At 68.7% G+C, this 20,216-nt stretch carries 12 protein-coding genes; 8 read left to right on the top strand and 4 right to left on the bottom strand.

Annotated features, from left to right (window positions below):
• Nucleotides 1–48: 48 nt before the first annotated feature.
• Nucleotides 49–891 carry a hypothetical protein gene (locus F8M74_RS06905; protein ID WP_228560105.1) on the bottom strand — a complete coding sequence of 281 codons (843 nt, stop codon included), beginning with the start codon at nucleotides 889–891 and terminating at the stop codon, nucleotides 49–51.
• A gap of 170 nt (nucleotides 892–1,061) precedes the next feature.
• On the opposite strand from F8M74_RS06905, the gene F8M74_RS06900 reads away from it, so the two are divergent.
• Nucleotides 1,062–2,264: a substrate-binding domain-containing protein gene (locus F8M74_RS06900; protein WP_171410215.1), complete on the top strand. Its 1,203-nt coding sequence runs from the start codon at nucleotides 1,062–1,064 to the stop codon at nucleotides 2,262–2,264.
• Between the two features lie 27 nt (nucleotides 2,265–2,291).
• Here F8M74_RS06900 and F8M74_RS06895 read toward each other — a convergent pair whose 3' ends face one another.
• Nucleotides 2,292–3,089 carry a M14 family metallocarboxypeptidase gene (locus F8M74_RS06895; RefSeq protein WP_141254067.1) on the bottom strand — a complete coding sequence of 266 codons (798 nt, stop codon included), beginning with the start codon at nucleotides 3,087–3,089 and terminating at the stop codon, nucleotides 2,292–2,294.
• A 93-nt stretch (nucleotides 3,090–3,182) separates the two neighbouring features.
• Nucleotides 3,183–3,626: a Spy/CpxP family protein refolding chaperone gene (locus F8M74_RS06890; protein WP_228560107.1), complete on the bottom strand. Its 444-nt coding sequence runs from the start codon at nucleotides 3,624–3,626 to the stop codon at nucleotides 3,183–3,185.
• A gap of 226 nt (nucleotides 3,627–3,852) precedes the next feature.
• Here F8M74_RS06890 and dnaE point away from each other — a divergent pair, with 226 nt between their 5' ends.
• The 5 genes from dnaE to F8M74_RS06865 all read left to right on the top strand — a co-directional run bounded on the left by dnaE (nucleotide 3,853) and on the right by F8M74_RS06865 (nucleotide 10,881).
• Complete coding sequence (gene dnaE, locus F8M74_RS06885; protein WP_141254065.1) at nucleotides 3,853–7,410, top strand: DNA polymerase III subunit alpha; 3,558 nt, start codon at nucleotides 3,853–3,855, stop codon at nucleotides 7,408–7,410.
• 40 nt (nucleotides 7,411–7,450) lie between these two features.
• Nucleotides 7,451–8,194 (top strand): TIGR02269 family lipoprotein, encoded by a 744-nt coding sequence (locus F8M74_RS06880; RefSeq protein WP_141254064.1) that lies wholly within the window; start codon nucleotides 7,451–7,453, stop codon nucleotides 8,192–8,194.
• A 6-nt stretch (nucleotides 8,195–8,200) separates the two neighbouring features.
• A complete protein-coding gene (locus F8M74_RS06875) occupies nucleotides 8,201–8,929 on the top strand; it encodes a double-CXXCG motif protein (RefSeq protein WP_141254063.1) in 729 nt (242 codons plus the stop codon).
• A gap of 5 nt (nucleotides 8,930–8,934) precedes the next feature.
• On the top strand, nucleotides 8,935–9,762 hold the full coding sequence (locus F8M74_RS06870) for a crotonase/enoyl-CoA hydratase family protein (protein ID WP_141254062.1): 828 nt from the start codon (nucleotides 8,935–8,937) through the stop codon (nucleotides 9,760–9,762).
• Between the two features lie 81 nt (nucleotides 9,763–9,843).
• Nucleotides 9,844–10,881, top strand: coding sequence for a prephenate dehydrogenase/arogenate dehydrogenase family protein (locus F8M74_RS06865; RefSeq protein WP_141254061.1), 1,038 nt, complete (start codon nucleotides 9,844–9,846; stop codon nucleotides 10,879–10,881).
• An 18-nt stretch (nucleotides 10,882–10,899) separates the two neighbouring features.
• Here F8M74_RS06865 and F8M74_RS06860 read toward each other — a convergent pair whose 3' ends face one another.
• Nucleotides 10,900–13,536 carry a U32 family peptidase gene (locus F8M74_RS06860; protein WP_141254060.1) on the bottom strand — a complete coding sequence of 879 codons (2,637 nt, stop codon included), beginning with the start codon at nucleotides 13,534–13,536 and terminating at the stop codon, nucleotides 10,900–10,902.
• 118 nt (nucleotides 13,537–13,654) lie between these two features.
• Between F8M74_RS06860 and F8M74_RS06855 the strand changes: the two genes are divergently transcribed.
• Complete coding sequence (locus tag F8M74_RS06855; protein ID WP_141254059.1) at nucleotides 13,655–14,458, top strand: SDR family oxidoreductase; 804 nt, start codon at nucleotides 13,655–13,657, stop codon at nucleotides 14,456–14,458.
• 167 nt (nucleotides 14,459–14,625) lie between these two features.
• A complete protein-coding gene (locus F8M74_RS06850; RefSeq protein WP_141254058.1) occupies nucleotides 14,626–20,190 on the top strand; it encodes a lamin tail domain-containing protein in 5,565 nt (1,854 codons plus the stop codon).
• Nucleotides 20,191–20,216: the final 26 nt, after the last annotated feature.

Raw genomic sequence — 20,216 nt, 5'->3', positions numbered from 1 at the left:
TTCAGGAGCGCGTGGGAGTGCCCCCCGCGCTCCGCGAGAGGCGGTGGGCTAGCCCGGGCCGCCGTCGCTGGGCGCGGACGACTTCTTGGCGGCGCCCTGGCCCGAGGACGGGACGCTGTCGGGCTGACGGTCCATCTCCGCCATCGGATAGGCGCGCGCGGCATCCAGGTAGGACTGGGGCTTGATGCGCCGGCGCATGCGCGACGTCAGGTTGTCGGGCTGCACGAGCACGGGCTCACCTTCGGAGCGCTGCTCCACCAGGTGTCCGTCGCAGAAGCGCCACAGCTTGCGGCCGTCCACCTCCTGCCGCGCGTAGAACAGGTCCGTCTGCCCCACCTGGGGGTTGGGCGGGCACCAGGTGCGGCGGGCGGCCTCCTCCCGCTCGGGCATCTCCTCGCGCCACTGCCGGCGGGCATCCTTCAGGGCCACGGCGGCCAGCACCTTGGGCCCTTCTTCCAGCCGGGCATCCACCTCCGTCAGCAGCTCCTGGCCACGACGGGCAATCTCCGGGAAGGCCCCGGTGTCGCGGAAGCGGCACTCCTTCAGCCGGTTGAGCGTGTAGCGGTGCACCTCCATGATGGGCGGAAGTGAGCCGGTGGCCTCCCGCATCATCGCCAGTTGGCGAGCGTGGTCCGGCGCGTCCAGCTTGGAGAGCTGCTCCGTCTCCCGGAGGAAGCGCGCCATCGTACTGTTCACCGTCGTCAGCTCGTCCGCCAGCCACCGCGGTTCCGAGGACGCACAGGGGTCCGCTTTCGCCTTCTTGTAGTCCCGGTACTCCGCCCGAGACATGCCGAGCGAATAATGCTCCACCGGAGGAGCGGGCTTGGTCGCGCACGCGCTCAGCGCCGTGCCCAGGCCCGCAAGCACGAGCTGCCGAATGTTTGGCGTCATCCGCCCATTCTGGCATGTCATTTGTGTTCAAACAAACGTGCGAAAGCGAACACTTCGGGTTCCAGGCCTGGGTTCCGAGGCGGACGTGCCGCCCCTGTACGGCGTCGCGGAGGTTGCCTACAAGGATGCTCAGGCGCAGAGCACCCGTTCCCAGAAGTGCGAGCCGGTACATGAAGCCCGCGGTCCTCATCATCATCGGGGTGCTCACTGCGTTGGGTGGGGCCCTCTACCTGTCTTCGCGGCGCGCCGCGGAGCGAACGGCAGAGGCGCGTCCCGCGGCGCAGGCGCCCGTATCCACCCGCGCGGTGCGGACGGAAATCACGTTCCTCTACAGCACGGAGAAGAAGGCGTGGGTGGAGGAGGCCGCGGCGGACTTCCAGAAGGTGCATCCGCTCATCCGGGTGAACCTGGTGGGCCGGGGCTCGCTGGAGGCCGCGCGGGCCATCCTCGAAGGTAGTGAGCGGCCCACCGTGTGGAGCCCCGCCGACAGCGCGGTGCTGCGGATGCTGGAGTCGGACTGGGCCACGGATGCCACGCGTGAGCCGCTGTTCGCCACGGAGGGCGAAGCGGCGCCGCGGCCGTTGGTGAAGACGCCGCTCGTCTTCGTGGCGTGGGAGGACCGGGCGGAGGTGCTCCAGCGCGCCAGCGGCGGGGGCGCGGTGTCCTGGAAGGTCATCCACGACGCGGTGGCCAGTGACCAGGGCTGGCCCGCGGTGGGCGGCCAGCCGGAGTGGGGCTTCGTGAAGCTGGGCCACACGGACCCCACGCGCTCCAACTCCGGGCTCCAGGCGCTGCTGCTGGCGTCGCTGGAGTTCTACGGCAAGCAGAGCGGATTGACGGTGGCCGACCTGCTGGAGCCGCGGTTCCAGACGTGGCTGAGCCAGTTGGAGCGGGGCACGGGCCGCTTCGAGCAGTCCACGGGCGCGCTGATGGCGGACATGGTCCGCTTCGGCCCGTCCCGCTACGACATCGCCGTGGTGTACGAGAACCTGGCCATCGCCCAGCTCTCCCAACCGCCGGGGAACTGGGGGGCGCTGAAGGTCCTGTACCCGACGCTCACGTCCTGGAGCGACCATCCTGCGGCGGTGCTGCACGGGGACTGGGTGCTGCCCCGCCAGCGTGAGGCCGCGCTGGAGTGGCTGCGCTATCTGCACAGCCGGCCGGTGCAGCAGCGCGCGCTGGCCTTCGGCTTCCGCCCCGCGGATGCCTCCGTGCCGCTGACGCCCCCCGGAGAGGACAGCCTCTTTCCCCCGCTGGCCGCGCGGGGCCTCCAGGTGGATGTGCCGGACGGCGCGGCAGTCCCCGAGGGCGCGGTGGTCCGCAACCTCCTCACGCTGTGGACGCGGCGGGTGGGCAACGCGCGGTCGCCGTAGCCCGCCGCTTCGTCCGGTGCTCCGCCATCAGCCGCCGCGCGCCACCAGGTCGATGAAGCCGCGAATCCAGATGAGATTCACCGCGTCGCAGGCGTCACGCGGTGTCGGCGTCGTCGTCTCCAGCGCGGCCGTGTAGGGCACGCCCTGGCGCGAGTACCAGTCGGTGACGCTGCCGTCGTGGTACTCGATGAGGCCGTCCGCGTCGGCGAAGCTGTGGTCGTCCACCTTCTGGCTGCGCACCACCGCGACGTGCTTCGCGCTGGCTTCCACCAGCGGGCGGTAGGCGGCCTTGTCTCCGAAGGTGTACGCATACGTCGACGCCCCGCCCAGGTAGTCGTCCTGGTGGATGTCGAGCGCGGCGGCCGGAGCGGCATAGCGCGCCAGCTCGCTGCGTATCGCGCGCGTCTCCTTGGGGCCTCCGTCATACAGCGCCCAGCGGAGGATGGGGCGCGCGACGTTCAACTCGCCCACCCACTCCCCGGGGGCGACTTCGTAGCGGAGGAAGTCGTTGTTGGGTTTCTCGCCGCTGCGGTTGTACCGGGTACCCGCCTCGAAGCCGGACGGGTTGATGCAGGGGTAGACGCGCAGCCCCACGCCGCGCTCCACCGCGTACGCCGCTACCGCCGGGAAGTGCTCGGCCAGGGTGAGGGGACCGGCGGGTTCCTCCCCGTGGAAACCGGAGGTGATGACCAGCCAACGCTCTCCCGGGACGACGAGCCGGAAGAGGGGGTAGTCCTGGTCCCCCTCCGTCACGCGGCCGTATTCGGAGACGTCCGCGACCTGGGCGTGGGCGCGGATCCGCTTTGCGTAGTCGGTGTAATTCACGCACCTAAACTAGCCGTGCTCCGCCGCCCCGCCCACCCTTTCCCGCAAGCACACACCCCACCTGTCCTGACGCCACGGTGGCGTGCGCGCGGACTACGGGCCTACGTGCTCGCGGAACTGTTCGGCCAGCGCCTTGCGCTGCTGCGGCGTCAGCGTGCCGTGGACCTCCAGGGCGGCGTCTGTCGCCTGGTGAGCGAAGGCGCGCATGGCCTCGATGCGCGCGTCCACCAGGGCGTGGAGCTTCTGCCGGTCCGGCGTGTCCGACGCGAGCTGTTGGAAGGCCTCCTCGCGCACCGCGTGGTGCTCCTGCATCAGCTGCACCCCGTCGGAGAACAGTCGGTCCTTCACTGCGTGGATGGACTGGCGCTGGGACTCAGTGGCGTCCAGCGTGTCCAGCTTGTCGTCGAGCTTCCACGTCACCAGCTGCTTCACGCGCTCTGGGTCCTTGCCCCAGCGGGGGCCTCCCCGCAGCGCGAAGCCGCTGAGCAGCGCGACGGCGAGCATCGCGGAACCGACGACGGCGAACCTCTTCATCATGGCCTTCTCCTGGGTGGAGCGCGGACGGCTCCACGTGAAGTCGCCACCCCTCGCGGCGACGGTGGGCAATGTGCCGGCCCGCCGTTGCTGGGACTTGTACGAGGCGTGAAGAAGTATGAAGCCGCCCGTACGCTCACCGGGCCTGGGAACAACACTGGACTGGCGAGCAGGAGAGCTGGGCTCTAGTGTTCGGCGGCCCCCCGGCCTCCAGGAGCGGAACGCGCACATGTCCTTCACCCACCTCCACCTGCACACCCTCTACTCGCTCCTCGATGGGGCGATCCGGATGAAGGACCTCATCAAGACGGTGAAGGAGAAGGGGATGAGCAGCGTTGCCGTGACGGACCACGGCAACATGTTCGGCGCCATCGACTTCTACAAGAAGGCGAAGGACGCCGGCATCAAGCCGATTCTGGGCATGGAGGCCTACGTCGCCGGACCCAAGGGGCGTGAGGACCGCTCCGAGAAGGTCTCCCACCACCTCATCCTGGTGGCGAAGAACGCGGAGGGTTACGCCAACCTGCGCTACCTCTCCTCCACCGCGTACATGCACGGGTTCTACTACCACCCGCGCATCGACAAGAAGGTGCTCGCCGAGCACAGCAAGGGCCTGTTCGCGCTCACCGCGTGCCTGGGTGGTGAAGTCACCAGCGCGTGCTTCCGCGGCGACATGGACCACGCCCGACGCGCGGCGCAGGAGTACAAGGACATCTTCGACCCGGGGCACTTCTTTCTGGAGGTGCAGTCCAACGGGATGCCGGAGCAGGACAAGGCGAACGAGAACCTCAAGCAGCTCTCGCGCGATCTGGACATCCCGCTGTGCGCCACCGCGGACGCGCACTACATCAAGCGCGAGGACGCGCGCGCCCACGAGCTGCTCATGTGCATCGCCAGCGGCAAGACGCTGGCGGACGGCAAGCGCATGAAGCACTCCACGGACAAGCTCTACGTCACCAGCCCCACGGAGATGCTGGAGTTCTTCAAGGACATCCCCGAGGCGGTCCACAACACCCAGCGCATCGCCGAGCAGTGCAACCTGGAGCTCAAGCTGGGCAAGCCGATGCTGCCCACCTTCAAGGTGCCCGACAGCCACACGCCGGACAGCTACATGGCGGAGCTGGCGTATGAGGGCCTGCGCGAGCGCTTCACCGAACTGGCGGCCACCGTCACCTATCCCATCGACCGCGAGCAGTACCAGGCGCGGCTGGCGCTGGAGATTGGCGTCATCCAGAAGATGGGGTTCTGCGGCTACTTCCTCATCGTCCAGGACTTCATCAACTGGGCGAAGAAGATGAACATCCCCGTGGGCCCCGGCCGTGGCTCCGGCGCCGGCAGCCTCGTCGCCTACGCGCTGCGCATCACCGACGTGGACCCCATCCCGTACAACCTCCTGTTCGAGCGCTTCCTGAACCCGGAACGCGTGTCGATGCCCGACTTCGATATCGACTTCTGCCAGGACCGCCGGGACGAGGTCATCCAGTACGTCGGCCGGAAGTACGGCGAGATGAACGTGGGGCAGATCATCACCTTCGGCTCGCTCAAGGCGAAGAGCGTGCTGCGTGACGTGTGCCGCGTGTTCGCGCTGCCGTTCAGCGAAGGTGACCGCATCGCGAAGCTGGTTCCCGAGGTGCTCAACATCACCTTGAGGGAGGCCATCGAGATGGAGCCTCGCCTCAAGGAGATGATGGAGACGCCCTCCAACATCGGCGAGGTGGAGGGCAAGCCCGTCACCACCAAGGATGTGCTCGAAATCGCGCTCGCGCTGGAGGGCCTGCACCGCCAGCCCGGCATGCACGCCGCAGGCGTGGTGATTGCCGACAAGCCGCTGTGGGAGTTCGTGCCCGTCTACCAGCCGCCGGGTGAAAAGACGCTCATCACCCAGTTCGCCAAGGACGAGGTGGAAGCGGCCGGCCTGGTGAAGTTCGACTTCCTCGGTCTGAAGACGCTCACCGTGATTCAGCACGCGCTGGACCTGGTGAAGCGCAACCACGACAAGGACATCCCGCGGCACGAGATTCCGCTCAATGACGATAAGACCTGGGAGTTGATGGCCAAGGGCGACACGGCCGGCATCTTCCAGATGGAGTCCAGCGGCTTCACGGAAATGGTCGTGAAGCTCAAGCCGAACTGCTTCGAAGACGTCATCGCCGCCGGCGCGCTCTACCGCCCGGGTCCGCTGGACTCCGGCATGGTGGACGTCTTCATCAACCGCAAGCACGGCCGGGAGAAGGTGTCGTACCCGCACCCCGCGCTGGAGCCGGTGCTCAAGGACACCTACGGCGTCATCGTGTACCAGGAGCAGGTGATGCAGATTTCGCAGGTCCTGGGTGGCTACACCCTGGGCCGCGCGGACCTGCTTCGCCGCGCCATGGGCAAGAAGAAGGCCGAGGTCATGCAGGCCGAACGGGCCGGCTTCCTCGAGGGCTGCGCGAAGAACAACGTCGACCTCAAGGTCGCCGGTGAAATCTTCGACCTGATGGAGAAGTTTGCTGAGTACGGCTTCAACAAGAGCCACTCGGCGGCCTACGGCCTGGTCACCATCCACACGGCCTGGCTGAAGGCGCACTACCCCTGCGAGTTCATGGCGGCCCTTCTCTCCAGCGAGAAGGACAACACGGACAAGGTGGTGAAGCACATCGGCGAGGCGCGTGAGTCGGGCCTCGAGGTGCTGCCGCCGGATGTGAATCAGTCCGACATGGAATTCGGCGCGGTGAGCGGGAAGATTCGCTTCGGCCTGGGCGCCATCAAGGGCGTGGGCGAGGGCGCCATCGAGTCCATCCTGGAGGCGCGCAAGGATGGCTCCTTCAAGAGCCTGTTCGACTTCTGCGAGCGCGTGGACAGCCGCAAGGTGAACCGGAAGGTGATGGAAGCGCTGGTGAAGGCGGGGGCCTTCGACTTCGAGAAGCGCTCGCGTCGGCAGGTTTTCGACACCATCGAGAGGGCGATGAACCGCGGCTCGTCCAGCCAGAAGGACAAGGCGGCCGGCCAGAGCTCGCTGTTCGGCATGCTGGCGGGTCCGTCCTCGGACGGTGGTGGCGGCGGGCTGAAGGACGACTACGTCGAGGTGGAGGACTGGTCGGAGAAGGAGCGGCTGTCGCTGGAGAAGGAGGCCATTGGCTTCTACGTGTCCGGCCATCCGCTGCACCAGTACGACAAGGAGTTGAAGCGCTACGCGCGGCCGATTACGGCGGTGCAGCGCGCGCGCAAGGACGACAAGCTCACGGTGGCGGGCATCGTCACGGTGCTGCGCGAGCGGCCCACGAAGACGGGCAAGCGCATGGCGTGGGTGACGATTGAGGACTTGTCCGGCTCCATCGAGCTGGTGTGCTTCCCGGGCAAGGATGGCACGCGCAACGTGATGGGCCGGGACGGCAAGTGGGCGAAGCAGGGCCCCAAGCCGGGCTTCGAGAACTGGGAGCACCTGCTCAAGTCGGACGACCCCATCCTGGTGTCGGGCACGGTGCAGATCAGCCAGCGTGACGAGGACTCGCCGACGCCGGAACTCATCGTCGACGACATCCAGAGCCTCAAGGCGGTGCGTGAGAAGCGCACCAAGCGCCTGGAACTGCGCGTGCCGGCGGACCTGCTCACGGAAGAGCGGGTGGCGAAGCTGCACGAGTTGGCGAAGAAGTACGCCGGCGCCACGCCCGTGGCGGTGAGCGTGCTCTTCAAGGGCGAGGGCGAGGCGCTCATCGGCAACACGTCCATCAAGGTGCAGGTGAATGACGACCTGCTGCTCGCGGTGGACCGCCTGTTCGGCATGCGGGTGGTGGAGTTCGGCTGAGCCGGGGCTGATTTCTAAAAGCCGGATTCCATGACGGCTGATGGGCCAGTGCCAGTACAGTGGCTGGCCCATGGAGCTTGAGTGTCGTGGATGGCTGCTGCTGTCTGGGCTCGTGAGCCTGCTGTTGGTGGGCTGTGCGTCGACGGCGCCTGGGCTCGCTTCGCTAAGCGAACCTCCTTCCTCGCTGGAGTGCGCGCGCTCGGATGAGGGTGCCTGCGTGGTCCTCGCTTGCGAAAGCGGGACGTGTGGGCTGTTCGATTGCGAGGACGTCGCGCTGGAGGAAGAGGCGCAGGCCGCATTCAGGCCGGTGCTGGCTGGAGCGTTTCGCCCACCGGCACGTGGAGTTCCCTCGTTTCGCCACTGGCGGAACCTTGGGATTCGCTCCGGTTCACGGCCACGGATGACGTTCCACTTCCGTTACCGGGAGGGCTTTCTTCCCGCGCTGCCTAGAGGTCCCGGCAAGTTGGTGCATCACCACCTGTTTCCTCAACAGCCAGAGCTTGCGAGGTGGTTCAGGTCGCACGGCGTCGACATCCACAAGTTCACCATCCTCATCCCCGAGCACATCCACCGCCAACTCCATAGCGGCAAGGGCCGGGGTGGTATGTGGAACCAGGCGTGGCGGGATTTTCGGGACAGCCAGCAGGGGCGTTCGATGACGTCAGAGGAACTGCACCGCAAGGCGGTGGAGTTGATCTTCCGCTTCGAGTTGACGGGGCCCGTCGTGCCATACAATGCGCCGGTCGCGCCCTATCAAGCAGCGCCGTCCATCCGTGCTCCGTGAGGAACCTTGAAGTTCTACCGAGTTCATCCAGACACGGCGTCGGGCTACACGGGCTCCTTGGACGCGGTGAACAAGTGGTGTCTTCCTGGCGTGCATCCCTGTCCCGTGTGCCGCGCGGGCGGAGGGGCTCCCTGGCTCGCATACCCGTGCGTGGACCTGTCCAGCCTTCCTCGCGATGAGTTGAAGAAGCTGTCCGACCCCTGGCCGGTCTCTCGCGAGGAGTTCTCGCGATTGAAGGCGTTGATTGCGCCAATGGCTCCGCCGTGGGCATTGCTGGAGCCGGGGGCCCAATTCGGACCGTGTGAAGGGAAGGGCGCTGGCCGTTTCGGCCCGCTCTTCATGCAGGACGCACCCACGTTGTTTGTTCAGCGGGCCGCTTTCGAGCGATTGAACGCCGCGGGCGTGCGAGGGCTTCAAGGGGCGTCGGTCGAGGTGCGTTTCCGTGGAAAGGCTCCGCCCGAACTGCTCCAACTGCAACTGGAGTTGCATGGACTGCTGCATCAAGCCTGTCTGCCGAAAGAGCGCGAACCACCATGCCCGGCATGCGGCGCCAGCAAACAGGCCTGGCCCCGCACCGTCGTCCTCGACGCAGCTTCGTTGCCGGGAGACCGGGACGTCTTTCGTCACCGGCAGGGCTGGGCAACCGTCATCGTCAGCGAGCGCTTCGTCGAAGCCGTGAATGACCTCGAGCTGGATGGCGTGACGTTCGAGGAACTCGAAGTCCGGGAGGGCTGAGCTGAATGGACGGGACCTACAAGTCGCTGCGCATCGAGAAGAATGAAGGCGTCGCCGAACTGGTGCTCACCGGCCCTGGCAAGGGCAACGCCATGGGCCCGGACTTCTGGCGGGAGATGCCCGAGGCCATCCGCGCGCTGGATGCGGATGACTCCGTCCGCGTCGTGCTGGTTCGCGGAGAGGGCAAGCACTTCACCTTCGGCCTGGACCTCATGGGGATGATGGAGTCCCTGGGGCCGCTGCTTACCGGCGAAAGCAACCTGGCCCTGGAGCGCTTGAAGCTGCTGTCGCTGATTGGCGACATGCAGCAGGCCACCGAGGGCATGGCCCGCTGCCGCAAGCCCGTCATCGCCGCCGTGCACGGCTGGTGCATCGGTGGGGGCATGGACCTCATCGCCGCGTGTGACTTCCGGTACTGCTCCGAGGACGCGAAGTTCTCCCTGCGTGAGGTGAAGGTGGGCATCGTCGCCGACCTGGGCGCGCTCCAGCGCCTGCCTCGCATCATCGGCGAGGGCCACACGCGCGAGCTGGCCTACACCGGTGGTGACGTGGACGCCGCGCGCGCCCTGCGCATGGGGCTGGTGAACGAGGTGTTCCCCACGCCGGAGGCCCTGCTGGAGGAGGCCCGAGCGACCGCGAAGCGCATCGCCGAGAATGCCCCGCTCGTCGTCCAGGGCGCCAAGCAGGTCATGGAGTACTGCGCGGACAAATCCATCGCCGATGGCCTGCGTTATGTGGCGGTGTGGAACTCCGCGTTCCTTCAGTCCCATGACCTGGCCGAAGCCTTTTCCGCATTCGTGGAACGCCGCCCCCCTCACTTCCAAGGGCGCTGAGCCCCCGGGCCGAGGGGCTTCCTCCGTTTGCGCTGGCGATGCGAGAATTCCAGGAGCACCTGGGATTCGGAGTCCGGCGACATGACGGAGAGCATCGCGCTGCTGGGGTACGGCCGCTTCGGCCGTGCCCTGTCTGGCCTCCTGCTGGAAGCGGGCATCCCGCATCGGGTGTTCGAGCCACGCCAGGACGACGTCCCCGACGCACTGAAGGCAGCGACGCTCGCGGAGGCTGTCGAGGGCGCGGGGCTGGTGGTGCTCGCCATGCCCGTGTCTGGAATGCGCTCGGTGCTGGAGGAGCTTCGCCCGCGCCTATCGCCCGCGCAGACGGTGCTCGACGTCGGAAGCGTCAAGGTGCGCCCTGTGCAAGTGCTGGCCTCCGTGTTGGGGCGGAACATCCCCTGGGTGGGCACGCATCCGCTGTTCGGCCCGGCCAGTCTGGCGAGGGGCGACCTGCCTCGCCGCACGGTGGTGTGCCCGAACGAACTGCACCCAGAGGCTGTGCGCAAGGCCCGGGTACTGTTCGAACGCATCGGCTGTGAAGTGACGGAGCTGTCGCCGGATGCGCACGACGCGCTGATGGCGCGCACGCACGTGCTCACCTTCTTCCTGGCCCACGGACTGCTCAAGGCGGAGGCCGGAAAGGACCTTCCCTTCGCGCCGCCCAGCTTCCAGCCGGTGGCCCGCCTGGAGGAGTACGCACGGCTGGAGGTGCCCCACCTCTTCGGCGTCGTGCAGTCGGAAAATCCCTACGCGCGAGACGCACGGGCGCGCCTGCTGGATGCCCTCACGCAACTCCACCTGGGCTGCGATGCAGGGCGCTCGGGCGAGCCGGAGCCTGTCGCCGTGCCGCCGGGGCTGACGCAAGTCAGGGAGCGCGTGGATGCGTTGGACCGTGAGCTGGTGCAACTCTTGGAGCGTCGTGCCCAGCTCATCCAGCAAGCCGCACACCTGAAGTCCGGGCACGGACTCCCGCTGCCAGACGCGGAGCGCGAGGCGAGCCTGCTGGAGACCCGGCGCCAGTGGGCCGCGGAGCAGGGGATGGACGCGGACGACACGGAAGACGTGTTCCGTGCCGTCCTGCGCTTCTCACGCCGTGCCGTACCCACGCGCTCTCGCTGAACGCAGTGGGCTTCAGTGTCAGCGCTGCACGGTGAACGTGGGGTTGAGCACCTTCATCGTTCCCTTCGTCACGCCGAACTGTTCATGCACCGCTGCGCGGCGCACGGCCTCCGCAGGGGAGATGCGACCGGCCAGCAGCTCTTGATACGCGGAGAGCACGCGCGAAGCCTCCTCGCGAGACTCGCGCACGAACTCCACCCGGAAGCGCCGCACGCCCCTCGCGAGCAGCGACGGCACGAGCGAGGCCGCGCTCTGCGCCTGCGCGTTGAACACCGTGTTCCGGCACCCCACGTCCACCACCACCGGATGCTCCAGCCCCTTGTGGTCTCTCAGGGACACGCGGTGCTTCTCGCACGGACGACCACAGCTCCGGTAGTCACGCCCGTGGGACAGTGTGTGGGAATACACGCAGTGCTCGGTGTGGAACGTGGAGATGTGGTGATGCACCGTCACCGTGAAGCGCTCCGCCGGCAGGTGCTCCAGCATGGCCCCCAGTTGTGCCGCGTCCAGGTCATGCGCGAACGTCAGCGTGTCCAGCCCGAGCCCCAGCAGATGCAGCGCCGTCACGGAGTTGGTGACGTTGAGCGAGAAGTCCGCGTGCAGGGCAGGGCGCGTCTCCCCGGGCGCGGGCGGACGCTCCAGGAAGTGCATCATCGCGCCCCAGTGCCGCACCAGCACCGCGTCCGGCTTCAGCTTCGCGATGCGCGCGTCGTAGCCTTCCTCGCCCGGCTTCTGCACGCGCACCGTGGCAATCGTCACGCGCAGCCCCGCCGCGCGCGCTCGCTCCACCGCGCGCTGCAGGCCCACCAGCTCCATCCAATCCAGCTCGACCTCGGGCAGCCCCGCGGCAATCACCGCTTCGAGCTGCTCGTCCGTGCGGCACAGCGGCAGCAAGCGCACGTCCTCCACGGCGCGGGGCGTCGGCTGCACACGCTCACGCAGCGACGCGCGCAGGGACTCCAGCGTGGAGCCTTCGTTCACGGTCCGCACCGGACCGCGCGCCACGGCTTCCGACAGCTCCGCCACCAGTTGGCGACGCAGCGCCTTCATCTCCGACACCGGCAGGTGCAGCCCCGCCGCCAGTCCGGACGTATCCAGCCCCGTCAGCGTGAAAGGCGTTCCGCCCAGCGCCGCCAGCTTGTCCCGCAGCAGCGCTTCGTCGATGCCACCACCGCGCGCCTCGGCCAGCGCAACCTCGCTGGACACCGAGTAGACGTGTCCACCGCGCGCCCGGCCCAGCACCGTCAGCGGCGAACCGGCGGCGCCTGTCACGGTCAGCTCCAGCGGCACTCGGCCTTCGGGCTCGCCGCGCCCCAGCAGTTCCTCCGTGCGCTTCGCCAGAGCCGGGTCGCTCGTCATCCAGACGCGCTGGCCCGGCTTCACCCGGCCCATGTCCGGACCGGGATTGCCGAAGCCCAGCACCCATCCACGGCCCTTGCGCTCCACTCGGAACAGCGGGCCGCCGGGCTCGTGCTTGTCCTCGGGGTGCCCGTCGTCGAACACCACGCCCATGCCGGGCCGGGGCGACACCTCCGCCGCCACCGGTGTCTCCGTCTCCAGTGGGGAGGACACCTTGCCCACGGGCGCATCCGGGCGCGCCTTCTCGTCGTCCTGGCCCAGCCCGCCCGTCCAGGGACGGCCCTCCGTGTCGTCCACCACGCGCACGTCACGACCGTGCACGGACTCCACGCGGCCCAGGTATGCACCTCGGTGCTTCGGGAAGCGCCCCTCCACCAGTGTCTGGTGGTCCGAGCCCGCGAAGAAGCCGTGCGAGAAGCCCCGGCTGTACGACAGCGTCATGTCCGCCAGGTCCTTGCGCAGCGCCCCCGTGTCCGGCGTCCCCGCGGACACGCCATCCACCCAGCGCCGGTAGCCCTGCACCGCCGTGGCGACGTACTGAGGCCCCTTCTGCCGACCTTCAATCTTCAGCGAGTGGACACCTATCTCCACCAGCTGCGGCACCGCCATTACACCCGCGAGGTCCTTGGGGCTGAGCAGGTACTGCACGTCGCCCAGCTCGCGCGTCTGGCCATCCACCACCAGGTCGTACGGAAGCCGGCACGACTGCGCGCACTGTCCCCGGTTGGCGGAGCGTCCACCCCACGCCTCGCTGGTGAGGCACTGACCGCTCCACGACATGCAGAGCGCGCCGTGGATGAAGACCTCCAGTTCCACGTCCGTCTCCGACGCCAGCCGGCGAATCTCCGCCACGGACAGCTCGCGCGGCACCACCACGCGCGTGGCGCCCAGGCCCTTCGCGAAGCGCGCGCCTTCCGCGCTCGAAATGGTCATCTGCGTGGAGGCGTGGACCTCCATCTGCGGACACACCGCGTGGGCCACCAGCGCAATCGCGGGGTCCTGGACGATGAGCGCGTCCACGCCGGCTTCGGCGATGCGGCGCAGGATGTTCTCCACCACCGGGAGCTCGGGCTCGAAGACCAGGGTGTTCAGCGTCAGATAGGCGCGGGCGCCGGCGCGGTGCACGAGCGCCAGCGTCCCCGGCAGGGTGGCGAGCGAGAAGTTCTCCGCGCGTGCGCGTGCGTTGAACCCTTCGTCCAGTCCGAAATAGATGGCGTCCGCGCCACTGGCGAGCGCGGCCTTCATCGAGTCGAGGTCCCCAGCGGGGGCGAGGATTTCGGGGCGGCGGCGGGTCATGGCGCGACCTCTAACACACGGCCCCGGGTTCCGCTGTCCGTCCGGCGAACGTCATGGACGCAGTGCGGCAGGTTTGTTCAAGTCCCTGCCCGGTTGCTTCCACAGGAGACGGGTCCAAATGGCTGATGGCGTGTTCCGGGACGGGCTGCTCGCGGGCAAGGTGGCGTTCATTTCTGGCGGCAGCAGTGGCATCAACCTCGGCATCGCCGAGGCCTTCGTGAAGGCGGGCGCCAAGGTGGCCATCAACGGCCGCAACGTGGAGAAGCTCGAGGCCGCGGTGAAGGGGCTTCAGGCGCACGGCACCGCCATGGGCGTGGCCGCCGACGTCCGGGACTATGCCGCGGTGGAGAAGGCCCTCCAGACGGTGCGCGAGGCCTACGGAGAGCTGGACGTCGTCGTGTGTGGCGCCGCCGGCAACTTCCCCGCGCCCGCGCTGGGCATGTCCTCCAACGGCTTCAAGGCCGTCATGGACATCGATGTGCTGGGCACCTTCAACATCAGCCGCGCCGCCTTCGAGCACCTGCGCAAGCCGGGCGCGTCCCTCATCAACATCTCCGCGCCCCAGGCCTATCTCCCCATGGCCATGCAGGCCCACGTCTGTGCCGCCAAGGCCGGCGTGGACATGCTCACCCGCGTGCTGGCCATTGAATGGGGTGGCTCCGGCGTGCGCGTCAACTCGATTACCCCCGGCCCCATCGACGACACGGAAGGCATGCGCCGGCTCGCCCCCAGCGACGAGGGCCGCGACAAGCTCGCCCAGGCCCTGCCGCTCCAGCGTTTCGGGAAGAAGCAGGACATTGCCCAGCTCGCGCTCTTCCTGGCGTCGGAAGGCTCGTCCTACATCACCGGCTCCATCATGGTCTGCGACGGTGGTCAGTCCCTGCTGGGCGGCGGCGCGCTCATGGCCGCGCTCGGCATGTAACGGGGACGCACTCAACGGGGCATGGGTCACGATAGCCCCGTGGGTTCCACCCGGGATGCAAAGCTCTGGTGAGGGTCTACGTGGTGAAGGGACTTGTCTGGTAGAAGGCACTGGGACCTCGCGAGTGCTCTCTTCCGTGCGGGGTCCGTTCGTTCCCGGAGCCGCTCATGTCCCGTTGTCCTCTCGCGCTCACCCGGTTGCTGGGGTTGGGCGTGCTGTGCCTCGGCGTTGTGCTGGTGGGGTGTGGTGACAGCGCCACGTCGCCGCTCCCGCCGTCAGCGAAGTCTCTGCCCGACGCGGCGCTCTCCACGGTGCAGGTGGACCGGGTGGAGCAGGTGCTGGCGGACGGCGTGGACCGGGTCATCATCACCGTGACGGTGCGGCAGAAGGACGGCGCTCCCATGGAGGGCCGCACGGTGCGGGTGGAGGTCTCCGGCGACGGGAACACCGTGACGCAGCCCGCGGACCGGACGAATGCCCAGGGCGTGGCCACCGCGTCCGTGGTGTCCACGCGAGGCGGCTCGAAGCGGGTGACGGCCTCGGTGGATGCCGAGGGAGGCGCGGTGGTGCTGGGCTCGCGTCCCGTCGTCGACTTCACCGTGCTGCGGGCCTCGAGGCTGGCCTTCGCGGCGGCCTCGCTGTCGGCCCGAGCCGGTGCACCTATTGGCGGGCTGGACGTCGAGTTCCGGGACGCCGACGGCCGCCCGGTTCCGTCCGTCACGGGAGAGGTGACGCTCTCGCTGGCCGCTGGCCCGGGTGGGGCTTCCCTGGGAGGCACGCTCCGGGCTCGGGCCGTGGACGGCGTCGCCCGCTTCCAGGAAGTGGTGCTGACGCGCGCGGGCCTGGGCTATCAGCTCAAGGCCGAGGCCACCGGCGTCGAGGGCGCGGTCAGCCCTTCGTTCGACGTGACGCCGGCCGCCGCCGCCACCGTCGAGGTGACGGGGCTGCCGCAGACCGCCATCGCGGGCTCCACGCATGATGCGGAGGTGACGGTGCGTGACGCGTTCGGCAACGTCGCCAGTGGCTATCGCGGCACGCTGAGCGTGCAGTCCTCGGACGCCACGGCCACGCTGCCGGGCGGGCACACCTTCACGGAGGTGAACGCGGGCCGCTTCCGTTTCACGGGCATCACCCTGCGGCGGGCGGGCACCCAGCGTGTCGACGTGCAGGACGCCGCGCAAGCGGGACTGGCGGGGCGCCAGGACGTGCGCGTCTCGGCGGACCGGACCTCGGCATTGGCTTTCGCGCGCGTGCCCTCGCATGCGTCCGTTCGCGCCGCGCTGACCGCCGTGGAGGTGGTGCTCCAGGATGCGCATGGCAACCGGACGCCCGTGGGCGCACCTTCGGTGACGCTGTCCCTGGTGCCGGCGGGTGGCTCGCCACTGCGTGGTGTCACCGAGGTGGCGCCCGTGGAGGGGCTGGCGTCGTTCTCCAGCGTGCACGTGGACACGGAGGGCCGCTTCCAGCTTCAGGCCACCGCGGATGGACTGACGCCCGCCACGAGCACGGACATCGACATCGTCGATGATGTGTTCCCCGCCGTCCCTGTCCTCGCCGCGACCGTGGCCACGCCCGACAGCGTCACGGTGTCCTGGACGGCGGTGGGGGATGACGGTGACCAGGGACGGGCCGCGTCGCATGCCCTGCATTACTCGCTGAATCCGATTGAGACGGATGCGGACTTCAACCAGGCGACGCCGGTGGGCGGCCTGAGCGAGCCCGCGGAGGCTGGCACGCAGGAGTCCGCCGTCCTCACGGGCCTTCAGCCCGGCACGAACTACCACGTGGCGCTGCGCGTGGCGGACAACCAGGGCAACGCGGTCCGCTCCTCCAGCTTGATGGTGCAGACGCAGGTGCAGGGCGTCACGCGGCTCGTCTTCTCCCAGCAGCCCGTGGATGGTGACGCGGGCGATACGCAGCCGGACATCCGCGTCTCGCTGCTGGATGACGACGGACAGGTCGTCACCACGGCCACTTCGCCGGTGACGCTCACGCTGGAGGATGAGCCCGGCTTCACGCCGTTGCAGGTAGCGGCGGTCGCGGGCGTGGCGACCTTCTCGGGCGTGGTGGTGGAGCAGGCGGGAACGCACCGCTTCATCGCGTCGGCCACGGGGGTGGCTCCGGTGCCCAGCAACGCGTTCACCATCGCGCCGGGCGACGCCGTCCGCCTGTCGCTCGCGGGCCTGGTCTCGCCGGTGGCCGCGGGCGCCGAGGGCAGCGTCGTGGTGACGGCCCATGACGCCTTCGACAACGTGGCCACGGGTTACACCGGCGCGGTGCGCTTCTCGTCCACTGACGCCGAGGCGGAGCTGCCTGGCGACTACACGTTCACTGTGGCGGATGCGGGCCGGCGGACCTTCAGCGACGTGAGGTTGCTGACCTCTGGGCCGCAGAGCGTCGCCGTGGTGGACACGGCGCGGCCGGAGCTGACTGACACGCTCGAGGTGGAGGTGAGCACCGGTGCACCCGCCGAGTTGGAGCTGAGCGCGCTTCCCGCGGAAGTGGCGGCCGGCGAGGCGCAGAGCCTCACCGTCACGGCGCGCGACGGCTTCGGCAACATCGTCACGGGCTACACGGGCACGGTGCACTTCGAATCGAATGACCCGGAGGCGACGCTGCCCGCGAACTACACCTTCGTTCCCGGGCAGGATGCGGGGCAGCGCACGTTCTCGGTGACGCTGGTGACCTCCGGCGCGCGCTCGGTGACGGTGCGGGATGCGGGCAACGCGGGGCTGGCGGCGACGGTGAACACCCAGGTCCTGTCGGGTCCCGCCGTGCAGTTGACGGTGCAGTTGACCGCCTCGACGGTCCTCGCGGGCGAGCCCGTGGCGGCCACCGTGTCGGTGCGGGATGTCCACGGCAACCTCGCCTCGGGTTATCGAGGCACCGTCCACTTCGAGATTCCAGGGGACGCCCAGGCCACCGTGCCTTCGGACTACACCTTCACCGAGTCGGACGCTGGCCAGCGCCTCTTCAATGTGACGTTCGCCACAGTGGGCACTGGTCAGCTCGCCGTCACGGACACCACGGCGGCGACGCTGACGGAGACTGCCTCTGTGACGGTGCAGCCCGGACTCCTCACGGCGTTGTCCGTGGTGGGGCCGACGGAGTCCATCGTCGCGGGCGAGCCCCAATCCTTCACTGTCTCCGCGCGTGACCGCTTCGGCAACGTGCTGACGGCGTACCAGGGAACGGTGGCGCCCGCGTCCACGGACCCGGAGGCTGCGCCCCTGGCGGCGCACGTGTACACCGAGGCGGACCAGGGAGCGCACACCTTCACCATCACCTTCGAGACGGCGGGAGCGCAGTCGGTGACGTTCACGGACGGCGATGCCGCGGTGTCCGGTACGTCCGACTTCACCGTGGAGGCGGGCGCGCCCGTGCAGCTCGCGTTCGTCGCGCCTCCGGAGCCGGGCACCGTCCTGGAGCCGCTGTCCGAGACGCGGGTGGCCTTGCAGGATGCGTTCGGCAACGTCTCGAACGTCACGGCGCCGTCCGTGACGCTCCAGTTGGTGGGGGCGGTCGGGGTGACGCTGGGCGGCACCTTGACGGTGGCGCCGGTGGCGGGCGTGGCCGACTTCAGCGACCTCACGGTGGACCAGGCGGGCAGCTTCGTCCTCTCCGCGACCACGGAGAACCCGTCGCTGCCATCAGTCGACACGATGGTCACCATCACCGACGACGTCGCGCCCGCCGAGCCCGTTTTGAGCGCCAGCCTGGTGGACAACACGACGGTTCGCCTGACGTGGCTGGCCACGGGAGACAACGGCGTCGTGGGCAACGCCGCGCGCTACGAGCTGCGCTACAGCGCGGGGCCCATGGACCCGCAGAGCTTCGCGCTCGCCAGCGAGGTGCCCACGGCGGCGCCACGGGCGCCGGGACAGGCGGAGGAAGTGACTCACGCGCTGCCGCCGTCCCAGGCGGCCACCTGGTACTTCGCGCTCCGCGTCTTCGACGGCGCGAACAACGGCAGCACCGTGGCGTTCGTCTCCATCTCAGTGCCGGGCCCCTGCGGCGATATCGTCTGCGCGCCGCGCGCGCCGGAGTGTGACGAGGACGGTGTGCAGCGCGTGACCTACGAGGACGCGTGCGTGGTGACGGCGGGCCTGGCGGAGTGCCAGTACACGGCCACCCCGGAGGTCTGCCCGGGGCAGGACGGCGTCTGTGTCGCGGGGGCGTGTGACACGGCGCCCGCGCCCGTGGCGGGTGAGTTGGTCATCAGCGAGGTGATGCACCGCCCGGACGCGAACACCACCGAATACATCGAGCTGACCAGCACCGTCGACGGACCGCGGGACATCGCGAACCTGCGCATCCGCTTCGACAATGGCGCAGGCAGTGAGACGGACTTCAGCGTGCTGACGACCGGAGACCGGCCGCTCGTCGTCCCGGGCCGGGGCACCTTCGTCCTCGCGAGCAACACGGATGAGGCCACCAACGGCGGCGTGGTGGCGCAGTACGGCTACGGGAGCACGCTCTTCGAGCTTGGCCACTCGGGGCACCTCTTCGTCGAGATGGGCGCCACCGTGGTGGATGACGTGGCGTACTCGGCCTCCTTCCCGCAGACGACGGGGCGCTCGATGAACCTGTCGTCCGTGGTGGTGGGCACGCGGGCCAGCCAGCACGCCTGGTACTGGTGTGACTCGGAAGAGGTGCTTCCTGGCGGTGGACGGGGCACGCCGGGCGGCGCCAACGCGTCCTGCGGTGTGGAGATCACCGGCCCGGTGGACCACTGCGCCATTCAGTATCCGAAGTCCTTCGCTACCCCCATCCGGGCGGGCCGCGCGGAGTCCGTCTCCAGCCAGTTCTATGCGCCCCAGGCGAGCACTCGGAACCAGAATGGCAACGACGGCTTCCCGCACCTCGTGGCGGAGCTGGGCTACGGAACCGATGCCTCGTCACCCGCCTCGTGGACGTGGGTGGCGGCGGAGCCGAACGCGGGCTTCGCCACGCCGGGCAACAACGACGAACTGGTGGCGCCCCTGAACATCGCGGCGCCGGGCAACTACATCTACGGCTTCCGCTACCGTTTCACCCAGGGGCCCGCGGCGGCTCAGGCGTGGGTGTACTGCGACCAGGACGGCGTCGTCGCGGAGGGGAGCACGGGCAACTACGGCACGGTGACGGTGGTGCCGCCGCCGGCCGTGGCCAATCACGTCGTCATCAGCGAGGTGAGTGGCGGAAACGGATCCGGACCCGGGATGACCGATGAGTTCATCGAGCTCTACAACCCGACGAACGCCGACGTGAACATCGGCGGCTGGCTGGTGCAGTACAAGTCTGCGACAGGGCCTTCGTACTCCGGCACTGTCACCATCCCCGCCGGGACTGTCATCCGCGCCCACGGGTACTTCCTGCTGGGGGGCGCCAACTACAGCGGCCCCGTGGTGCGGGATCTGGGCTATTCGTTCGACGTCTCGTCGTCCACGACGGCTGGTGGCCATGTTCGTATCGGTCCTGGCCTGACGAACGCCGTCAATGACGTGGCGGTAGACAAGGTGGCGTGGGGCACCGGTAACTCGCCCGAGGGCACCGCCGCGCCCAATCACCCCGCGGCGGGTGGCAGCCTGGAGCGGAAGGCCCTGAGCACCTCGACCCCTGCCACCATGGCGGATGGCAGTGCTGACGCGTCCTTCGGCAACGGCTGGGACTCGAACAACAACAGAGCGGACGTCGTCACCCGGGCCAGTCGTCAGCCACAGAACTCCCAGAGCCCGATAGAGCAGCCGTAGGGAAGCACCGCGTTTCCCACGGAGGC

Origin of the sequence: Myxococcus sp. CA023, assembly GCF_010998615.1 — a bacterium.
In the GTDB taxonomy this organism is placed as follows: Bacteria; Myxococcota; Myxococcia; order Myxococcales; family Myxococcaceae; genus Myxococcus.
Note: the sequence above shows the minus strand (reverse complement) of the source record. Positions and strands in the feature narration are given on the sequence as shown.

Excerpts from the sequence above, each read along its gene's own strand:
- F8M74_RS06880 (WP_141254064.1), top strand. The coding sequence starts at position 7,451 with ATGGGCCAGTGCCAGTACAGTGGCTGGCCCATGGAGCTTGAGTGTCGT.
- F8M74_RS06860 (WP_141254060.1), bottom strand. The coding sequence starts at position 13,536 with ATGACCCGCCGCCGCCCCGAAATCCTCGCCCCCGCTGGGGACCTCGAC.
- F8M74_RS06850 (WP_141254058.1), top strand. The coding sequence starts at position 14,626 with ATGTCCCGTTGTCCTCTCGCGCTCACCCGGTTGCTGGGGTTGGGCGTG.
- F8M74_RS06890 (WP_228560107.1), bottom strand. The coding sequence starts at position 3,626 with ATGATGAAGAGGTTCGCCGTCGTCGGTTCCGCGATGCTCGCCGTCGCG.
- F8M74_RS06900 (WP_171410215.1), top strand. The coding sequence starts at position 1,062 with ATGAAGCCCGCGGTCCTCATCATCATCGGGGTGCTCACTGCGTTGGGT.
- F8M74_RS06905 (WP_228560105.1), bottom strand. The coding sequence starts at position 891 with ATGACGCCAAACATTCGGCAGCTCGTGCTTGCGGGCCTGGGCACGGCG.
- F8M74_RS06855 (WP_141254059.1), top strand. The coding sequence starts at position 13,655 with ATGGCTGATGGCGTGTTCCGGGACGGGCTGCTCGCGGGCAAGGTGGCG.
- F8M74_RS06870 (WP_141254062.1), top strand. The coding sequence starts at position 8,935 with ATGGACGGGACCTACAAGTCGCTGCGCATCGAGAAGAATGAAGGCGTC.
- dnaE (WP_141254065.1), top strand. The coding sequence starts at position 3,853 with ATGTCCTTCACCCACCTCCACCTGCACACCCTCTACTCGCTCCTCGAT.
- F8M74_RS06865 (WP_141254061.1), top strand. The coding sequence starts at position 9,844 with ATGACGGAGAGCATCGCGCTGCTGGGGTACGGCCGCTTCGGCCGTGCC.